Source organism: Arthrobacter monumenti (genome assembly GCF_054511255.1).
The window spans coordinates 34,291-53,193 of the sequence record NZ_JBTNCY010000005.1 but is presented as its reverse complement, the minus strand read 5'-3'; the positions used below and the strand labels follow the sequence as shown (position 1 = coordinate 53,193).

The window sequence follows — 18,903 nt, the reverse complement described above, 5'->3', positions numbered from 1 at the left end:
TCCCTCGATGAAAGGGGGCACTCGTGTGTCCGGAGGTTGTTACCAAATTGTGGAACTGACATCCGGCGCCTGTTGCATTCCTGTTGAAGGCCGTTTCCTACCGTTGATAGGGACAGGCGTAAGACCACCAACCCCGAAAGTCCAGCCATGAAAGCACGCACGATGCTCGCCCTGATGGCGCTGCTCGTTGGGCTCGTGACACTGGACCTGCCGGACTTCTCCACAGCAGCCTTCACCTCATCCAGTACCAATACGGGCACCGTGCGTGCAGCGGCTGACTGGACTCCGCCGACCGTCAGCATGATCAACCCCGGTTCCCCAGTGAAAGGCATTGTCACCGTCACAGCCAACGCCTCCGACTCCGAGACCGGCATTGCCAGCGTCACCATCCAGTACCTCGCGGCAGACGGCGCGTCGTGGGTCACCCTCTGCACAACCACAGTCCCGCCGTATTCGTGCTCCTGGGACACCAAGACCGTGGCCGACGGCGGTTACAGCCTTCGCGCGATCGCCACCGACAAGGCCAACTACACGACGACGTCGGAGGCCTTGTCCACCACTGTCGCCAACAACTTCATGGTGACCCTGTCCAATCCGGGAGAATTTGCTCGCGGTTCCGTCACGCTGACCGCGTCTCTGGTAAACGCAGGTCTGGCCGTGTACACCACCCGCATCGAATATGCGGTAGCAGGCACTGGTCAGTGGAAAACGCTGTGCAGCAATCTGCTTCCTCCCTACAACTGCACCTGGAACACCGCTGGTTTCGTAAACGACTATTACGATCTACGCGCAGCTGCCACTGCCAACGGCACCACTACCTACTCGGCGATCATCAACGATGTGCTGGTGGACAACGCATCGCCAAGCGTCACCATGACCGACCCCGGCACCCCACTGAGCGGCTTCCGCACCTTCGCGGCCACGGCCACTGATGCCCACTCCGACGTCGCTCAGGTCACCATCCAATACGCCGGCACCGGCACGACATCTTGGACCACCCTCTGCACCATCACAGTGTCACCCTTCTCCTGCCGTTACGACACCGCACGGATCGTTGATGGTAGCTACAGCTTCCGTGCCATCGCCATCGATTTCGCCGGCAACACTACGACGTCGGCCGCCGTCACCAACCGGCTCATCGATAACACGGTGTCTTCGGTTTCCATGGAAGACCCTGGTGAATTCCTCGCCGGCACCGTGCCGCTGACGGCAAATGCCGCGTCGACGGCGGGAGTCGCCTCGGTGCGCATTCAGATGGCGCCAAATGGGAGCAGTTCCTGGTCCACGCTCTGCTCCGTGGCCGCCTCGCCGTACACCTGCAACTGGAACAGTGCCACCGTAGCCAACGGCGTGTACGACTTCCGCGCAATCCTGGTGGACGGCGCCAGCAGGGAGACCATCTCTACGGTCGTCGCCTCAAGGAGGGTGGACAACACCCCGCTGCGCGGAATTGATGTCCAGGCCCTGAACGGTTCCACCACACCGGGCCGGATGGAGGCAGGAGACACACTGACCCTCACCTATAGCCAGCAAGTTAACCTCGCCACGATCACGCCCGGCTGGAACGGAAACGCCCTCCCCGTCACCGTCCGGGCACAGGACGGGAACCTGCTGGGCCTTGGAAGCGCAGGCGATACCGTCGATGTGCTCCGGACCGGAAGTACCGTCAATCTGGGCTCGGTGAACCTGCGCAAGAATTACATCCGCAACAACAGGACTGTGAACTTCAACAGCACCATGACCGCATCCACAGTCTCGGTAAACGGTGTGCAGCGTACCGTCATCACCATTACCCTCGGCGCCACGTCCAGCGGTAACCTCCGCACGGTGAGCACGGGCGGATCGATGGTGTGGACACCGAACGGCGCTGTCACCGACCCGCTCGGCAACCGCACCTCGACGGCGCCCGCCACCGAAACCGGCGTCCTGGACCGGGATTTCTAATGCGGGATCGTTCTCGTCCAAGAGTCTTGGCATCGGCTGCGCTTGCCTTGGCGGCCGTACAGGCGATCGAGGGAGTGAGGTATCTGGACGACGCTCAGTACCTTTCGGTGCTGCTGTTCATGGCGTCATTCTTAGGGGTACTTGCCAGTCTGAAGATGTGGCGTGGCAACAGTTTCGGGTCACGTTTTACCCTCGCGGTGATTGCCGTGGCTGCGATCGTGGGACACACGCTGTCCCTCATCGTAGGACTGCCAGGGTCCACAATGGACCCCTGGACCAGCGGGCAGGGATTGTTTGATGTCGTCGCGTTGGCAACGGCAATCGTGATCTTAGTCGTGCTGCTTCCTCATTTCTTTCCGAACCGCACCGAGCCGGGCAGCAGAACCCGGTATGATGCCTGAAATGCCGCACAAAATACTTTTGATCGAGGACGATGACGGGATCGCCCTGCCTTTGATCCGCACCCTGGAGCGGGAGGGCTACGACGTGCAGCGGGTAGCCGAGGGCGTTCCCGGTATCGAGCTTGTGGCGCAGGAAACCTTCGATGTGATCGTTCTTGACCTCGGCCTTCCCGACGTTGAAGGACTCGAAGTGTGCCGGCGCGTACGGGAGTCCGGCTACCTCGGCAGCATTCTCATCCTCACCGCCCGCGGCAGCGAAATTGATCGCGTGGTTGGGCTCGACGTAGGCGCCGACGACTACATGGCCAAACCGTTTGGCCTGGCTGAGTTACTGGCACGCATGCGCGCACTGCTGAGACGGTCCGGCCCCCGGATCCAACCCACCCCTTCGCCGGCGCCCGATGCTGCTTCGCCAGCCTTCTGCATTGATGTTCAGTCCCGGCGCGCCTTCACCGAAGGCACCGAATTGCCGCTGACTGTGAAGGAATTCGACGTCCTGGCAATGCTCGACCAGAACAGGGGAGCAGTAGTCACCCGGGAACGGCTGATGGACGAGGTTTGGGACGAGAACTGGTTTGGTTCCACCAAAACCCTGGACGTGACGATCGGGCGGCTGCGCCAGAAACTTGAGGAAACTGGAGTGCGGGTAGTCACCGTGCGTGGAGTGGGGTTCAGGATCGAGGACGGTATAGGGGATGCGTGAGCGGCTGATCGCCGCCTTTGCGGGCCTGGCCGTCATCGTCGTCGCACTCTATGGTGTGCCACGTGCCTACATCGTCGCTGACCAAGTGTTGGAATCGGAGCGTAGCAAAATTGAACGCTCCGCCGAGCTTCTGGTGAACCTCCTGCCGAAACTGGCAGCCAATGGCGAAATCTCCGACTCCGACCTCGCGGACCTCGTGCAGGACAGTGAACGAATCGAATACAGGGACGCGGACGGTGATGTCATTGCTTCGGCTGGTCCACAACTGACCAGCCATCCGGACGACATCAGCGTGACCCGGCAGACCGACGACGGCTCCACGGTCACACTGCAGCGGTCCGGAAACCTCGTGGCCGGCCGCGTTGCGGACGCCGTCATGCCCGTGGTACTCACCGGAGTCGCCCTGACTCTATTTTCCGCTCTCGCGGGATTCATCCTCGCGCGACTGCTGTCACGGCCCTTCCAGGAGCTCGCGGAGGCCGCCGAACAACTTGGCACCGGAAAGTTCGACCTCGAGGGAAAAAAATACTCGATGCCGGAGGCCCAGGAAATTGGAACGGCCCTGCACACCAGTTCCCAAGCCCTCGCCGAGCTCGTGAGGCGCGAACGTGAATATGCAGCCAACGCCTCACACCAGTTGCGGACACCGATTACAGCCCTGCGCCTGGAACTGGAAGACCTGTCCTACTGGGAAGAAACTCCGCCAGCCGTCGCCAGACAGTTGACACACTCCCTGGGCGAGATCGACCGCCTTTCCACGGCGGTGAGCGAACTACTTGAGCTGGCACGTGGACAACGGCTCACATCCACCTGTGAACTGGACTTGGGAATTATCGCGGCCAAAGCCGAGGCCCGGTGGGAACTGCAGGCCCGGGCGAAAGGCAAGGAAATCGTGAGCCACGACGGAACACTGCCCGCAGTCATCAACCCGGGGCCGGTGAACCAAATCCTCGACGTCCTGATAGAGAACGCAATCAACCATGGCACCGGAACCATCCGCGTGGCGGCCGCCGACGCCGGAACACATTTCAGCCTGACCGTGAGTGACGAGGGGTCCCGGCCGCCAAGGAACAGTATCTTCAAACGCCGTGTCTCCGAACAATCAGGCGGCGAGGGGATCGGGCTGTCAGTCGCCACGGAGCTGGCCGATGCCATCGGCGGTCACTTGGTCCTCGGAGCCGAGGATCACACCACGTTTAACTTGATGCTACCGAAGCGGGACCGCCCCCATATATCTGAAACCGGACGCGTGCCGCAGACAATGCCCGTTACGAAAATGGACACAAGCAGCAGGACTGTGGACTGAAGACTCGTTGCACCGCCGAGGTGCCCGGTCGAAAAGAGGGCGGCGCTGGCAAGAATCGCCCTCAGCACAGCGCGAGCTTCAGGCCGAGGTTAAGGCCGCGCTCAGTCGCGGCTGGCCGGGTGCTCCGGAACTGTGGCTGAATCGCTGTTCAAGCATTGAAGCACCTTCTTGTGGTTTCAGAATGGTGGGGTTTGGTCGTGGTCGCCGGTTTCGGTGTTGTTTGCGGTGTTGTTGTTGTTTTTGGGGTTCCATGGGTCGAAGTGGTGGCCGTTGCCGGTGGCGTAGCGTTGGGCGTCTTTGCGGCTGGTGAGGACGGGTCCTTCGGGTTTTGATGTGTAGGTTCGTCCTGCTGGTGATGTGACGGTGATGGTGCCGTCTTTGTCTTGGGTGTCTTTCCATCCGCAGGCGGTTTTACGGAGATGGTGCATGGGGCAGTAGCCTTTCAGTGATTCGTAGTCTGTTTTTCCGCCTTCGGCCCAGGGCGTGGTGTGGTCGAGTTCGGTGAAGCGTGCGGATCGGTTGCAGCCCGGTGCGCGGCAACATCGGTCGCGGATATTGATCATTTTTTTCAGGTCGGCGGGTACTTTGTAGGTGGTTCTGCCGAAGGAGATCATCGCCCCGGTTTCCGGGTGGGTGAGGATCCGTTTGAATGAGGGGGCGTTCGCGCATAGTTTTCGGGCGGTCTCGTCGTCCATGGGTCCGAAGCCTTCAAGCTCAGCCGGCTCCTCGGAGAGGCCGAGCAGGGTGAGGACGGGGACGGTGACGATGACTTCGGGTTTGATCTGCTCGTAGTTGGGCAGGTGTGGTTCTGCCACGGCCTGACCGGAGGAAGCAGTGCCGGTTGAGCCGGGTGCGGGATTCCCGCCCCTGCCACGATCGTTGTTGTTGTCGTCGTTCAGGCCCGCAATTGGTCCATCTGGGATCGGCCCGGCGCCGAGGAGGAGGTCGGTGAAGACGTCGGCGCAGAGTTGGGCGCCGGTTCGTTCCTCGTCCGGGCCGCGGAGGGCCCGGGCGGCGGCGGTGATGCGGTTGAAGGCGGCGGTGGCTGCTTCGGCGGGCAGGTAGGCGCCGAGCCAGGCCATTCCGTCTTCGGCGGGCTGGAACCAGGCCCTGCGGTCGCAGGCTGCTTTCTTTTTCCGCCGGGCGCCGGATTCGGGATGCATGCGTTCGCGCAGGCGCTTGGCCTTGCCGGCCAGTTTCGGCCGTGGCAGGGACGGTGCGTCGGCGAGCAGTTCCTGCTCGAATTCGGGTTGGGCCTCTTCGGGGAGGGTTTGTGCCTGGTCGATGATGACCATGGCCTGGTCCCGGTTCAGTTCCCCGGCTTCGAGGCGGTCGAGCGTGGCGGGGAAAGAGCCGACCAGTTCGGTGCTTTCGAAGATGAGTTTCTGCGCTGTCTTCGTTGCCAGGGTCAACGCCCCGCTGACTTCGCCCTCGACGTTCATCCGGGCCAGGCGTTCGGCGTTCCGTGACGGGCCGGCCGGATCGGGCTGCGGGACCGTGCCGGCGGAGGTTTCACAGAGCCGGGTGACCAGGCGGGCTTTGAGCCCCTCCGCCCACGCGATGAGCTGCCCCGCCGAGACCAGGGCCATGGTCGCTTCATCGAAGGACAAGACCCCGGGCACCACGTCGCCGAGTGGGCCGGCCAGTTCCGGCAGCTCAAAGGCACCGGTCGGAGCGCCGTCGCTGTCCCCGCCGCCTGGTGCTTCCTCGTTTGCCATGTCTTTAGTACATCAGCCGGTACCGACAATATTCGAAACCCTGTACGCTACCGGATAACGAAAAGGTAACGAAGGAGAGGATGGAATCTAAAGGTCAGCAGCACAAGCCCGAGACGCTGGACTTCCGGCATGTCGTTCTGCCGTTTGGCGACAGTCATTTTCCAATTGTCGTCACTCCGGTCGAAAATAGATGCCCCGCTCTGATGTGACCTATGTTACTGGTGATCATTGCGGTGTAATATTTGCGCATGGGGAAAAGGCGGTTTCAGCGGGGGGTCGGTCTGGTCATAGCAGCCGCTGTGATCAGCGCGACTGCGTTGATCTGGTTTACGGTTGCGGCGGAGCGGCCGGCAGCCGGTTATGCGCCAACCGAAGGCGTCGCCTTAGGTGTTTGGACCGTCCTTTATGATGTTGAAGCGCCGCCATTGCGGGCGCTTCTCGCGGCCGTCGCGCTTGCACTTTTGCTTGCCGCCGGCGTGGCGCTGCTCGAGCGGCGTATCGCCAACACATCAAGACGATCAGTCGACGCTCTGACAACCCCGTTGGCGCCGAGGGTTGTGATGGGAGCCACGCGTGGAGTCTATGCCGGGCCGGTGTCCGTGACCGTGCTCATTCCCGCTCACAACGAAGAATCGTCCTTACCCTCGACCATCGCCTCGCTGTTGAACCAATCGCACCGTCCGGAGCGTGTCATCGTTGTTGCCGACAACTGCACGGACTCGACGGTCGCGGTGGCCCGGCGGGCCGGAGTCGAGGTCCTCGAGTCGGTGGGAAATACGCAGAAGAAGGCCGGAGCTCTGAACCAGGCCCTTAAGCAGGTGCTCCCACAACAGGGTGATAACGACGTCGTCATGGTGATGGACGCGGATACCAGACTTGATGACGGTTTCCTCGAAGCAGCTGTTGGCCGCTTCACCGATGACCGGGCGTTAATGGCGATCGGCGGCCTGTTCTACGGGGAGGAAGGGCATGGGTTGCTCGGCCTTTTCCAACGCAACGAATACATCCGCTATGGCCGCGAAATCCGCCGCAGACGTGGGCGGGTTTTCGTCCTGACCGGCACCGCTTCGATTTTCCGCCCAGCCGCATTGAGGACCGTCGCAAAGAACCGTGGCACATCGATCCCGGGACAGCCCGGCGACGTCTATGACACCGCCGCGTTGACCGAGGACAACGAGCTAACGATTGCGCTGAAATCCTTGGGCGCGCTCATGATTTCCCCTGCACAATGCACCGTCGTCACGGAATTAATGCCGACGTGGTCGACGTTGTGGGCTCAACGGCTGCGCTGGCAACGGGGCGCCTTGGAAAATCTCGGCGCCTACGGCATCACTGCCCAGACCCTGCGTTACTGGGCGCAGCAGTTCGGGATCGGCTATGGCGTCATCGCTCTGGGATCCTATCTGTTGCTCATCGCTGTCATGGTGCTCTCGCTTGATGTCTGGATCTGGTTTCCGTTCTGGATAGGACTGGGTGTGCTGTTCATCATCGAACGCGTGGTCACGGTGTGGAAGGGCGGCTGGCGTTCACGCATGCTGGCTTTTCTGCTCTTCCCCGAGCTGCTGTTCGACATGTTCCTCAACGTCGTGTACGTCAAGGGAATCATCGACATCTCTTTGGGGCGCCAGGCCAATTGGAAGCACGTCACCCCTAAGACTCCTGTAACCGTTCCTGCAGAGGGAGCGCGGGTATGAACGTTCTGACTGGCGTAATGCCGCCCACCGGAATCCTCTTTCCCGAGGCGACTTTGCAGTCCGAGTTGTTCGCCATCATGGCGGCGTTCGTGGCGCTGAATACCGTCATGTACGTGGCATTATCGGTCGCCAAGATTCTGCCCAAGGTGTACTTTGGCGACTGGATCAGAACGCATAAGGCACGTTCCGAGACACGCAGCATCCATCCAGACGCACCAATACGTTAGCGACCGCTGACGATTTGTGCCGAGGCACAGCCGATGACCATGCCACCTCAAGCAGCCAGGGGAGGTCTTGTTCACGATCGACACGCTAGAAGTCGATGATCCGATATTCGGGGACCGTCGTGTTGTTGACCATGAGCGCCATATACGGATGCAGATGGTGGCCGGTCACGTACACCGGCCTGGGGAGTCGTTCAAACTCGTTGTCGGGGAAGCAGTGATTCCCTTCGAGGCGAGCGAAGAATTAGTCGAGGATCCCGAGCCTGGTGAATCGTTCCTTCTGAGACGCTTTGAAACCTTTGGCACTAGCCCTACAGCGGCAAGCTACGCCGGGATTCAGCCTTACCGTTTCAAGGATGAGGCAGCAAAGCGGCAGATGATGAGGATAGCAGCCGAAGCGTTGCTAATTTACGGATATTTCTACGATGGCGATCAACAGCCAGATGGTTTCATTCGCGTCGAACTGGACGGTGAGATGTTGACGCGTGGGAGCGCGTCGTAGGCGCCTTGGCTACCGTGATGCAAACCACCCGATATCCGCAGCCCTGACGTAGTCCTCGGGACGAAAACCTGGGTGTTCCCGCTCCAACCGCGAAGCTGCATCGATTTCTGAAAGATCACATTGGGACCCTGCCTTGAGTAAACAAGCAGCGGATAGCACCGCTTCACGAATGTCTTCAATACTATGGAGATCGTCGAGTACATTCTCGACGTTGATGGGGCCTAACCGATCATGCCACGCTCCCGACCGGCGTGACTCCCGCAGCAAGATGAATGCCGCCACCAGCAGGGACTCGGAGCGTGCTTTGAGGATAAAATCATCGCGGTTACGTTGGTTCTCGGCTTGGTCTTCGCGTGCACTAATGAGGCCGGCTTCGACTGCTTCGCTGTATTGCCTATTAGTGAAGCTGGGGATGGTGATTCGCAACCTTTCGACCACAGCACCAAAACTCTCGCCCTCAAGGAGAAACCTGGCCTGAATCCGAGCGGCACTTTCAAGACGATCTAAGCGTGCCGTGGCCGCTTTTGGCCGAGTGTACTGTCGATCTTCTTGGGTCATTCCTTGTCCCCCCGTTGATCATTGATGATGCATCAATGGTTCCAATTTACGGGGTGCGGTCCGACGCGGATCCAGTTTCGCTTACCATGCTGTCTGCACGTCCGGAGTGGCTCGTGCTGTTTGTAGAAGCTTGATCGTCGCGAGCGGTAGCCGTGTCGCCAGCGGCGTCCGTACCGGCGTCGGCCTCTGGATTTACATCGTCCTTCATCTGGTGAACTTCAGACTTGAATATCCGCAGGGACTGGCCGACGCTGCGTGCCATGCCGGGGAGTTTTGGTGCTCCGAAGAGCAGCAGGGCAAGGATAACGATAATGATGAGGGGCAGTGGATTGTCGAAGAGTCTTGCCAAGGGAGAACGTCCTTTCTGGTTAGGCGGCGTTGCTTGGACGCCCCCATGGTCCCGTCACGGCGAGCGTGAATCCCGGGGACTGGATGTTGACGAACAGCGTGTTGCCATCCGCGCTGAAGGCCGGTCCGCAGAACTCGCTGTTGTTGTAGTCGTTTCGTGCCAGCGGATAGGCCTTGCCCTGGGATGTGACACCGACCAGGTGAGAGATGCCGGAGCCGTCTTCGGCAAGGATCAGTCCGCCGTGGGGAGAGACGGTGATGTTGTCCGGGCCGTCAAAGTTGTCGTTATCCTGCTGTGGCTCGGTATTGATGCCGAAGATGGTCTTGAGCGTGATGGTCTCGCTGGACGGATCGTAGAACCAGACCTGGCCGTCGTGGTCGTTGGCGCTGCCGTCCTCGGTACGGGCGAAGCTGGAGACGAAGAAAGCGCCGTCGTCGGCCCACCACTGGCCCTCAAGCTTGCGTGCGCGGGTAATCTGCCCGTCCTCAAACTGATTGCGCACCGATTCCGTGGCGGCACTGCGGTCCGGAACGTCAACCCATCTGACCTTGAGCCGGGTGCCGACGTTGGTCGCCTCCGACAGGTCAGAGATGTGCTGGCTGCCGAGGAAGCAACTCATCGCCTGAAGCCGGCCGGCGGTGTCACCACCCGGCAGTTCAGCGAGGTTACGCAGGGCGTTCTTTCCGGGTATGAAGCCCACCGGCGGCACCCAACGAAAGTAAAGGCCGTTGGGGTTGCTGGCGTCCTCGGTCAGGTAAACCTCGCTGGTGGCGGGATCGACTGCCACAGCCTCATGGGAGTACCGGCCCATGAATGTCAGTGGAGCGGGACTCTTGCCAATGTTGGCGGCGCGGCTCTGCGGATCGACCTCGAAGACGTAACCGTGGTTCTTGGTGTTTCCGCCTTCGCCCGCGCGGGACTCGGTCTCCTCGCAGGTCAGCCAGGTGCCCCAGGGGGTGATGCCACCGGCGCAGTTATTGTCCGTACCTGCCAGCGATGTGTACTGGCTTACCCTTCTGCCATTCTTGTCGACGAGGATGGTGGACGTGCCTCCGATGGCGCCGGGGTCGTACGTCATCCCGTCAATGGCCGGGACGGGGAAGTCCTCCTCGCCGCTGTTCTCGTGGTCACCAGGATGGAACCACCGTCACCGGCGGCGAAAACGCCCATTCCATCCGGATCGCTGGGGTGGACGCCGTCGTCGGTTGACGTCTCTCCGGACCGGGCAATCAGTTCATAGGAGAAGCCTTCCGGCAGCGCAAGGATGCCTCGCGGGTCCGGCACCAGAGTGCCGTAGCCGGTGGCGGTGCCTGTGGCGGCAGAGGCGGGCCGGATGAACGCATCGAGGCTTCCGGATCCGGCGAAGGCGAAGCCGAGCCCGGTGGCGGCGGTGCCGCCCAGGAACCCGCGGCGGGAAACAGATGAAGTCACGAAACAGCCTCCTAAAGGGAAAGGGCCGCGTAATTGTCGGCCGAGTCGACTCTGACTGGCCTACATGGTCAGGAAGGAACCGGCGGCTGACATTCAGGTGAACTCTCACAGCGGTGGAAACTCAAGCTGGCTCCGGTAAGGACAATTGACAGCCTGTCATCGGCAGACATTTCCGTCGGGTGAACGTCGGATGACATGTTCGCGCAGAGCCGCTTTTGGCCCGTTCCGGCCTGCTCATCGCCAGTAGCCTTGGAGAGATAGGCGATGTACGCGTAGGAGGCTTGGTGGACACGGTGACGTATCTCGGTGGCGTGGCGCGCCGGATTCCACGGCTCAGGGACGTCATTGCCGAACGGGACTACCTGCGTCGGCGGAATGCGGAAATATGCTTGGAAAATGAGCGGCTGAGGGGTGCACCCCGAAGCGACGGCGCAGGACTGAAGTACCTGTTTGTGGTGACGTACGGACGTTCCGGCTCCACATTGCTTCAGGGGATCTTGAATACGATTCCCGGCTACCTGATCCGCGGCGAAAACCGTGGCCTGATGGGCGACCTCTACAAATTCCACCAGCGGGCCGTCAAGGACCGGGAGCAGCGCAGGAAAGCGGAGCCCATCCCGGTGACACATCCGTGGTTCGGGATCGACGGTTACCCGGACGATGTCGCACTTTCCGGCATGCGGGAGCTGGCGTTGAGCACCTTCATCCGGCCGGAGAATGACTCACGGGTGGTGGGATACAAGGAAATCCGTTGGCCGCAGAATGATCTACCCGAATTCATCGATTACCTCCGCAGCGTGTTTCCCGGTGCACGGTTTGTCGTCAACACGCGGTCCCTCGAGGAAGTGAGCCGCAGCAAATGGTGGGCGGACAAGCCGAACGCGATCGCTGAGCTGAAGGCGACGGAAGAGAGGTTCCTGGCGCTGGCGGAGAATATCGGAGATGCCGCCTTCCGGGTGCACTTCGACGACTACGTGGCCAACCCGTCGAACCTGTCATCCCTCTTCGATTGGCTCGGCGAGGAGTTCGACGAAAAGGGCATCCGCAAAACGATGGAGCAACGGCACTCCTACTGACGGACGGGTTGGCGCGCGGATTGCGCCAGCTTCGACAGCCGCCGGGCCAGGTTCAGCGCCGGCGTGGGGAGTGCGGTGCGGAGCCGTAGACGGAGCCGACGACGGCGCGTATGGGCCGACACCGTGGCGGGGACTCCGAGCGTCCCGGCCCTGGCGCCGACGGCGTAGCTTCCAAGCAAGTAGGACAGCTTGTCTTCGGGTTCATGGAAGTAGTTATCGCGCAGCCATGGCCGTTCCGGATGGAAAAAGGTGCCGCGCTGTAGATCATCCAGCGAGCCGATCAGGCCGCTGCCGGTGAAGACAGCGTTGAGCAATTCGTCGTTGACGCCGAAGTCGCCGAGGATGAGCACCGGAAGTCCGGCGTCGACCGCTTCCAATGCCGCGGTGGAACTGACCGTGACCAGGGCCGCTCCAGCGGTGAGGAAGCCGGTCAGGGAGCCGGTCCCGAAGTTGAGTTCGTCACCCGCGACGGCGCCGTCAGCCGTCAGTTTCCGCCATAGCCGGTCATAAGGGTGGTGTTCGAGGTGTGTTTGCGGTTCGCCGTCCCATGCCCGCAGCTTCACGGTGACTTTGAGTTCGGGACGCAGCCGTGCCAGTTCGGCCAGGTGCTGCAGGATACGAATCCGTTCCTCCCGCCCGGCGGGCACCTTCGCCTGTGGGGCGAAGACGACCGACCGGAGCGGGGCATCGGCGGGTCGGGGCGGCTCCGCAGAGTGCTGGCATGTTGCGCCCTGGGGCAGCCTTCCGCGGAGAAACGGCAGCCGGGAAACGAGCATGGTGAGATCGACTCCGAGCGCGTCGGCCAGCACGCTGTAGGCGCGGCGTTCCGCGTGGCTGTGCGTGACAAAAGCATCGCTCATGGCCCGGTATCGCATGCCCTTTTCTGTTGCCGGCAGGGCCACTCCGGGCAGGGCGGAAATCAGCGCGGGCCGGGGGCGCAGCCGCGAGGCTCTGAACAACACTTCCTCGGCGATAGGCCCGGTGGCAGCGGCGAGGACGACGTCGGCCTGATCGACGACGGCGGACAGCTTACGGGCGGGGACGACGGGCACAGGGACGTCCGCCATGAAAGTCCCGGAGGTGGCGGCGCGGACCTGCTCCGTGGTGGGCAGCACGGGAGAGCGGACGACGACGACGCTTCTGTCCCACTCCGGCATGCCTTCGAGGGTGGCACAGGCAAACTTCAGGTAGGAGTCGCTGTCCACCACTGCGACGATCCTGAAGCCACCGGCGCTTTCGTCGATCCGGGCAAACCCGCCAGGTCCGCCAGCGCCGCTCACGCGGCAGATCCCAAACCATCCAGGGAACTGCTCAGGTGCCGGCGTAACTGTACCGTCGTCGTCGGCGTCCACCATGATGGGGGCACCGGCTGGCCCTGCAACCGGACACCGGCCGGGGCGAGGAGCAGGCCGAGTGAGGCCAACACCGTAGAGGGCAGGCAGTGGACGGTTTGGGGCGGGCAGAGGCCGCGCAGCCGCATCTCCACCGGGACTGTGTGTTCCTTCATGCGGATCATCGGGTTGGCGGCAATGCGGGCGAGGAGTTCCGGCGTTTCGCGGCGGTGCGGAAAATAGCCGACGGGTCCGTCCTCGGTGAGTTCGTGGACCCAATTGATATAGGGATCGGCGTGGATCAATCCGTCGGCTGGCATCGCCGAACCCACCATGATCATGGGTTCATTCACGATTTCAGTCACCGGTTGGGTGCTCAACCATTCGAACCGGTGGAACTCGAGGTGGCCACCGAGGCGTTCAAAGTCCGCATGAACTTGGGCGTCGATGGGCAGGGCGGTGAAGACGACGAGGTTGCCGCGTTGTGCCAGCTGGCGCAGCCGGAACCACGCGGCTAAACCCAAGGCGTCGCGGGCGGGGGTGCGCTTGGCGCGGGGACGGAGCAGCGGCGTCGGAATATCACGTGTCAGCCCTGACAGCAGCTTCCGGGTCGCCAAACCGTCGTCGAGCACGACCACCTCGTGCGCTGGCGGGTGCCGCAGCAACTGACGCTGCACCTGTCCGGAGAAGGCGTCGCCGATCACCCATTTGTCCACACCGGCAGCCCTGATCGAGGGGATCTGTGTCCTGGCCTGACCGAAGCTCACGCCGGCGGGCACCTGCGACATCATCGAACTCAGGATGCCGGACATGCCCACCGCTCCGGCCCGGGGATAAATCGTGGTGTCGCGGCCGAGCAAGCCCGCGCCGTGGCCTTCGACGGCGCTGAGGAGCTGCAGCGGAGATTCCGTCCATACCACCGCACTGCCGGACCTGGGCCTGGGAAGAGTGCGCAAGCCCACGTTCTTCAGGTCCATGTCATCAACCCGAGACAGACGCCAGGACCCGGCGTCCGAGGACATGGCCGGTCAGGACGCGGCGCCCGAGCTTGCGCATTGGCGGTGGGAGACGCTTGGCCAGTACCACTGCCTGGCGGCCGGCTGGCATCGACCCGGGAAGGTCGAGGGCGGTCAACCGGCGTCGCTTGAAGTACCGCAGGTTTTCCGTGCCGGCCGCGGTGCTGAGATAGCGCATTGCCATCGGTCGCAGAGTGGCGAGATTTACCGGCTGCATGCAGTAGGCGACCGCTTCCACCAATGGCTGAAGGTGCTGCCCGGCGTCCTCGGGCGCAGTCATTCCGCGAACCAGAACCGCATCGATGATGGTGACCGGAATCCGGTTGCTGTTTTCGTAGGGTGTCAGTCGTTCCAGCATCAGCTCGGTGCCGACTGCCACAGTTTCAATACCGAACAGGAAGCGTGCCGTTGCCATCGCGGTGGAAAAGGTTCCGACGACGGCGTCCGGACTCAGCAGCGCCAGAACCACCTCGGCCGGTACAGCAACGTCAAGAACGACGAACTCAAGGCCCAGTTTCGTGGCGGCTTCGGCCAGCTCGTGCGTTGCCTTACGGCCGGCGGACGGATGCGGTTTGAACACACAGCGTTTGATCCCCAGCCCGGCGGCGGCTTCGAGCATGCCGCGGTGCAGCTCCGCCTCCTCGTCGCTGTCGATGAGCCGCAGCTCAGTCAGGTATTGGCCCAGGATCAAGGCCGTCCGGTTCACGTTATCGGTGAGGTTCCCGGTACCGACCCCTGTGAGGTTCCCGGCACTGACCTCGCTACTGGAGAGGTCGACGGCACTGCCTTCGGCGAGCTCATCGATAACTGCACGCAGGGCATCCCGGGGGATCGCCGTCGTCGTAATTCCATGCTCACGCAGTAACTGGGGCTGGAGGCCGGGGACCAGATCCAGATACAGCAACTCATCCAGGCGCTGGCTGATATCCAATCCGAGGGGCGTGCGGGTGGGGCCGTAAACCATCAGCCCGTCGGAATGGACGGTCAGGGTTGCGCCGGTAAAGATCCGCGCCAGCGCGATGCCGGGATTGACGTGTACGGAATCGAGCACCAGCCGGATCGGTTCCGTACCGAGGGACCAGTGGCTGCGAAGCAGTGTCTGCCACATCCGCAGGTCCTCGTGCGCGGGGGAGAACTGCTGCGGCCGGCGCGGGTAGATCAGTTCGGCGAGGTCGAGGACGCGGTCGAACCGGGCGGCCACCAGCTCGAAGCCGGGCGAATTCTGCAGGCGTCCGGTGACTTCAGGTACCTGCGAACTGTTGGCCAGCACCAGGATCCGCTCCTCGCCGTCGGCTGTCAGCTGGCCTGCGTCGGCGGCCGCGGCGAGCGACATGCACTGGTACATGGTGGAGGCAACTATCAGCACCGTCATGCCGCCGTCCTCCATTTCCGGGCCGCTGTGGGCACCAGCGTCCGCACCCTCCGGTACCGGCCGGCGTCGAGGTTCCGCAGGGCGGTGGCCAGGACCGGCGTCGGTATCATTTCGAGGGTGTCCTCGGCGCGGGTCCGCAGCTGGTGACTGTCGAGCGAAGTCATGCCGTCCGAGCGGCCCAGATGGTGGGTCAGCACAGCCAGGAACATCCGTGCCGCCTTGGGCCAGAACCGGCCGGCCTCCCGGTCGGCCTCGACGAGGCGGAAAACCTGCTCGAAGGAGGGCAGGAAATCCAGCTGCCGCGAATCGTAGATTGAGGTCAACGACGACGGCAGCCCCCTCCGGTACAGGATGCCGGGGGAATCGACGACGGCGTAGGACTCCGCCTCGAGGTGCAGCCGCCACGCCCAGGGCCTGTCCTCGGCGGTGTGCAGTCCGTCCGGGAACTCAAGCAGGCCGGCGTCCGCCAGCCGGCGGTCGAAAACACCGGCCCAGGCGTAGCAGTAATCCACCATGGTGGCCGTCGTTTCCGGAAGGATGGATTCCCGTGGGTCCAGCACGACGGAACGGCGGGCCTGCGGAGCGCGGTGGGTGCTGCGCTTATTTCCTGTGACCCGCACGTGGTCCACCCGGAGGAAGTCACACCCTAAACGCTGGATGTTGGCGGTGATTGACGCCAGGTGTCCCGGCGCCAGCCAGTCATCGCCGTCCAGATAGGTCAGGTAGCGCCCACCGGCGGCAGCCAGACCCTGATTGCGTGCCGTGGCCAGTCCCTTCGGCGTCGCGTTGTGTATGATCCGGAGGCCCGGGAGGCGGCCGGCGTAGGCAGCGGCCACCTCCCGGGTCCCGTCGGTGGAGCCGTCGTCGACGACGATGACCTCCAGGGCGGAGGCGTCGTCAAACTGCCGGGTGAGGCTGGTGAGTGCGTCGGGCAGGTAGTCGAACTGGTCCTTGGCCGGCACGATAACGCTCAGTAATGGTGTGTTCATTGGGGAACGTTCCGTTATGCAGGCCGGCCGGCTGTAGCATTCTGGCCATCCACGCGGCGCAGGCGGGACAGCGGCGCCAGCTCGCCGGGCATGACGCGCTTCTCGCCGTCGCCCATGGCTTCACCGAGAATGCGGATGTCCCGGATCAGGTGCTCGAAGCCGGTCGGCTCCAGCGAGGAGGCCTGGTCGGAGCCCCACATGGTGCGGTCCAAAGTGATGTGGCGTTCGACGGCGACAGCACCGAGTGCCACCGCTGCAAGCGAGATCTGCAGACCGCGCTCGTGCCCGGAATATCCGACCGGTACGCCGTACCGTTCGCGGAGCGTTTCGATGGTCCGGAGGTTGGCCTCCTCCGGCGGAAGCGGGTAGGTGGAGGTAGAGTGCAGCATGATCAGCCGGGAAGTACCGAGGGTCTCGACCGCGGCGTCGATCTGTTCGATCGTGGACATCCCGGTGGAGAGGATGATCGGCTTGCCGGTTTCGGCCAGCACCTTGAGCATTTCGATGTCGGTGACCGAGGCCGATGCCACTTTGTGGGTGACGGCGCCGAGATCCTCCATGAACTGTACGGACGGGATGTCCCACGGGGATGCGAAGCATTCCAGTCCGAGCCCGGCGGCGTGGTTGATCAACTTCTCGTAGTCGGAGCGGCCGAACTCCACGCGCTCCTTATACTCCAGGTAGGTCATCTCGCCCCATGGGGTTGAGCGCATCTTGTTCTTCATGTCCGCCGGGGTGCTGATTTCGGGGGTGCGCTTTTGGAACTTGACCGCCTGGGCGCCGGCTTCGGCCGCGACGTCGATCAGCTGCTTGGCGATTTCAACGTCGCCATTGTGGTTGATGCCAATCTCGCCGATCACGTAGACCGGCTGGCCCGGGCCGATGCTCTTTCCACCGATACTGACTGGAGCGGCCTGGTCCCTGGTGGCGGCACCGTTGCCGGCGCCCGCCGTCGTGGTTAATGTTCCTTCAGCGGTTGTCATGGTGCTCATTTGGTCACTCACTTTCTCAATCACACTGTTTCCGGCCGGGCGGGATTGCCCTGCCGCGGATGGTTCTTGACGGATACGGGTTGGAAGGGAGGCAAGGATGCGCTCGCAGATTTCCCGTACCGCACCGTTCCCGCCGTTGTGGGCCAGCACTGTCCGTGCCGCGGCGAGGACGTCGGGATGGGCATCGGCGACGGCGATGGGCCAGCCGACGGAGGCCATCGCTGCGAGGTCGTTGACGTCGTTGCCGACATAGGCCACCCGTGCCGGATCGAGCCGCTGCACGGCCATCCATTGCCGGAGTGCGGAGGCCTTGTCGCTGACGTCCTGGAGCACGTCGACCCGCAGCTTCGCCGCACGGGCACCCACCACTGGATGCCGCTCGGTGGACAGGATCAGCTGCGGAATTCCCGCCGCGCGCAGCAGTGAGACGCCCATGCCGTCGCGGCGGCTGACCCGGACATGTTCGCCGCCGTCCCCGTCGACGAGCGCATGGTCGTCGGTGTGGACGCCATCAAAGTCAGTGACCAGGGCGTCGACGTCCACCGGTTCGACGGCCTCGTTGTGGCGCAGCTGCTGTTCTGAATCGTCGTGCCGCAGCTGGCCATGCGCGGGGCCAGACGCATCAACGATGGTCCGGACCATCGCGCGAACTGTGGCCAGATCCGCGGGTGTATCGATTTCAATAGCCGTATCCTCGGGAACTATCTGCAGTCCCAGGCGGCCGAAGAAACGGTGCCCGGAAGACTTCAGTCCGCGGGTGCGCATGACGTAAAAGGCGCCGGTTTCGCGATACTGCGGCTCCCGGTCCTGCCTGCGCGGGCGGAATGCGGCATCGTGGCCAACCGCCGTGACGCCGTCGTCGCCCGTGGACCAGAGGAAGTTGTGGTTTTCGGCCGCGGAGAAGACGCAGTCCTCGCCGCCGTGCAGCACACGATCAACTGCCTGATCCAGGTGGACGTCGGAGATGAACGGCGAGGTGCACTGGATCATCACTGTGACCGCGGGTTCTGGATCCAGCTGCTCGAGGGTGTAAATGAGCGCTGATTCGGAGGTCGCCTCGGAACCGGAAAGAGATTCCGGACGGTCGATGACGATTGCGCCCATCCGCTCGGCTTCGGCCCGGATGAGTGGGTGGTCAGTGCTGACGACGACGTCGGTAATTGCGTTTGCCTGCTGCGCCGACTCGATCGCCCGTGCCAGCAGGGTCTGTCCTGCGACCATTTCGAGGTTCTTCAGCTTGATGCCTTCTGAACCGCCGCGGGCGGGGATGATTGCGGTCACCCGGCTGGCGCCGTCG

The 18,903-nt window shown here is 62.8% G+C and carries 18 protein-coding genes and 1 pseudogene; 8 read left to right on the top strand and 11 right to left on the bottom strand.

Features of this window, described 5'->3' with window-relative positions:
- Nucleotides 1-147: 147 nt before the first annotated feature.
- The 4 genes from ACX80B_RS08510 to ACX80B_RS08495 are packed head-to-tail and all read left to right on the top strand — an operon-like array spanning nt 148 to nt 4,354.
- Nucleotides 148-1,944, top strand: coding sequence for an Ig-like domain-containing protein (locus ACX80B_RS08510; protein WP_459295075.1), 1,797 nt, complete (start codon nt 148-150; stop codon nt 1,942-1,944).
- 26 nt (nt 1,945-1,970) lie between these two features.
- Entirely contained in the window at nt 1,971-2,345 is a 375-nt protein-coding gene (locus ACX80B_RS08505) for a hypothetical protein (RefSeq protein ID WP_459295073.1), read from the top strand.
- Nucleotide 2,346: 1 nt separating this feature from the next.
- Nucleotides 2,347-3,048, top strand: coding sequence for a response regulator transcription factor (locus ACX80B_RS08500; RefSeq protein WP_459295071.1), 702 nt, complete (start codon nt 2,347-2,349; stop codon nt 3,046-3,048).
- Entirely contained in the window at nt 3,041-4,354 is a 1,314-nt protein-coding gene (locus ACX80B_RS08495; RefSeq protein WP_459295069.1) for a sensor histidine kinase, read from the top strand. Before ACX80B_RS08500 ends, ACX80B_RS08495 begins: the two co-directional genes overlap by 8 nt.
- 176 nt (nt 4,355-4,530) lie before the next feature.
- Here ACX80B_RS08495 and ACX80B_RS08490 read toward each other — a convergent pair whose 3' ends face one another.
- Nucleotides 4,531-6,072 (bottom strand): HNH endonuclease signature motif containing protein, encoded by a 1,542-nt coding sequence (locus ACX80B_RS08490; protein ID WP_459295067.1) that lies wholly within the window; start codon nt 6,070-6,072, stop codon nt 4,531-4,533.
- Between the two features lie 299 nt (nt 6,073-6,371).
- On the opposite strand from ACX80B_RS08490, the gene ACX80B_RS08485 reads away from it, so the two are divergent.
- The 3 genes from ACX80B_RS08485 (at nt 6,372) to ACX80B_RS08475 (ending at nt 8,492) form a co-directional block, all read left to right on the top strand.
- Nucleotides 6,372-7,766: a glycosyltransferase family 2 protein gene (locus tag ACX80B_RS08485; RefSeq protein ID WP_459295065.1), complete on the top strand. Its 1,395-nt coding sequence runs from the start codon at nt 6,372-6,374 to the stop codon at nt 7,764-7,766.
- Nucleotides 7,763-7,993, top strand: a complete 231-nt coding sequence (locus ACX80B_RS08480) for a hypothetical protein (protein WP_459295063.1) — start codon at nt 7,763-7,765, stop codon at nt 7,991-7,993. Before ACX80B_RS08485 ends, ACX80B_RS08480 begins: the two co-directional genes overlap by 4 nt.
- A gap of 67 nt (nt 7,994-8,060) precedes the next feature.
- Nucleotides 8,061-8,492, top strand: a complete 432-nt coding sequence (locus ACX80B_RS08475; protein WP_459295061.1) for a hypothetical protein — start codon at nt 8,061-8,063, stop codon at nt 8,490-8,492.
- A gap of 9 nt (nt 8,493-8,501) precedes the next feature.
- On the opposite strand, the gene ACX80B_RS08470 is transcribed toward ACX80B_RS08475, so the two are convergent.
- The 4 genes from ACX80B_RS08470 to ACX80B_RS08455 are packed head-to-tail and all read right to left on the bottom strand — an operon-like array spanning nt 8,502 to nt 10,830.
- Nucleotides 8,502-9,050, bottom strand: coding sequence for a hypothetical protein (locus ACX80B_RS08470; RefSeq protein ID WP_459295059.1), 549 nt, complete (start codon nt 9,048-9,050; stop codon nt 8,502-8,504).
- A gap of 46 nt (nt 9,051-9,096) precedes the next feature.
- Nucleotides 9,097-9,399, bottom strand: coding sequence for a twin-arginine translocase TatA/TatE family subunit (locus ACX80B_RS08465; protein WP_459295057.1), 303 nt, complete (start codon nt 9,397-9,399; stop codon nt 9,097-9,099).
- Between the two features lie 19 nt (nt 9,400-9,418).
- On the bottom strand, nt 9,419-10,477 hold the full coding sequence (locus tag ACX80B_RS08460) for an alkaline phosphatase PhoX (RefSeq protein ID WP_459295055.1): 1,059 nt from the start codon (nt 10,475-10,477) through the stop codon (nt 9,419-9,421).
- Nucleotides 10,474-10,830, bottom strand: coding sequence for a twin-arginine translocation signal domain-containing protein (locus ACX80B_RS08455; protein ID WP_459295053.1), 357 nt, complete (start codon nt 10,828-10,830; stop codon nt 10,474-10,476). The genes ACX80B_RS08460 and ACX80B_RS08455 overlap by 4 nt, the downstream gene beginning before the upstream one ends.
- 284 nt (nt 10,831-11,114) lie before the next feature.
- On the opposite strand from ACX80B_RS08455, the gene ACX80B_RS08450 reads away from it, so the two are divergent.
- Nucleotides 11,115-11,906 carry a sulfotransferase gene (locus ACX80B_RS08450; protein WP_459295051.1) on the top strand — a complete coding sequence of 264 codons (792 nt, stop codon included), beginning with the start codon at nt 11,115-11,117 and terminating at the stop codon, nt 11,904-11,906.
- Here the strand turns inward: ACX80B_RS08450 and ACX80B_RS08445 are convergent.
- The 6 genes and pseudogenes from ACX80B_RS08445 to ACX80B_RS08420 form a co-directional block, all read right to left on the bottom strand.
- Nucleotides 11,900-13,186, bottom strand: coding sequence for a DUF6716 putative glycosyltransferase (locus ACX80B_RS08445; protein ID WP_459295049.1), 1,287 nt, complete (start codon nt 13,184-13,186; stop codon nt 11,900-11,902). The two genes, ACX80B_RS08450 and ACX80B_RS08445, sit on opposite strands and share 7 nt — an antisense overlap.
- Nucleotides 13,183-14,214: a hypothetical protein gene (locus tag ACX80B_RS08440; protein ID WP_459295047.1), complete on the bottom strand. Its 1,032-nt coding sequence runs from the start codon at nt 14,212-14,214 to the stop codon at nt 13,183-13,185. The genes ACX80B_RS08445 and ACX80B_RS08440 overlap by 4 nt, the downstream gene beginning before the upstream one ends.
- Nucleotides 14,215-14,218: 4 nt before the next feature.
- Nucleotides 14,219-15,625 (bottom strand): polysialyltransferase family glycosyltransferase, encoded by a 1,407-nt coding sequence (locus ACX80B_RS08435; protein ID WP_459295045.1) that lies wholly within the window; start codon nt 15,623-15,625, stop codon nt 14,219-14,221.
- Nucleotides 15,622-16,614 (bottom strand): glycosyltransferase family 2 protein, encoded by a 993-nt coding sequence (locus ACX80B_RS08430; protein ID WP_459295043.1) that lies wholly within the window; start codon nt 16,612-16,614, stop codon nt 15,622-15,624. Before ACX80B_RS08430 ends, ACX80B_RS08435 begins: the two co-directional genes overlap by 4 nt.
- Nucleotides 16,615-16,628: 14 nt before the next feature.
- Nucleotides 16,629-17,597 carry an N-acetylneuraminate synthase family protein gene (locus ACX80B_RS08425; RefSeq protein ID WP_459295567.1) on the bottom strand — a complete coding sequence of 323 codons (969 nt, stop codon included), beginning with the start codon at nt 17,595-17,597 and terminating at the stop codon, nt 16,629-16,631.
- Nucleotides 17,598-17,732: 135 nt separating this feature from the next.
- Nucleotides 17,733-18,887, bottom strand: a pseudogene (locus tag ACX80B_RS08420) (cytidylyltransferase domain-containing protein); the annotation flags it as partial.
- Nucleotides 18,888-18,903: the final 16 nt, after the last annotated feature.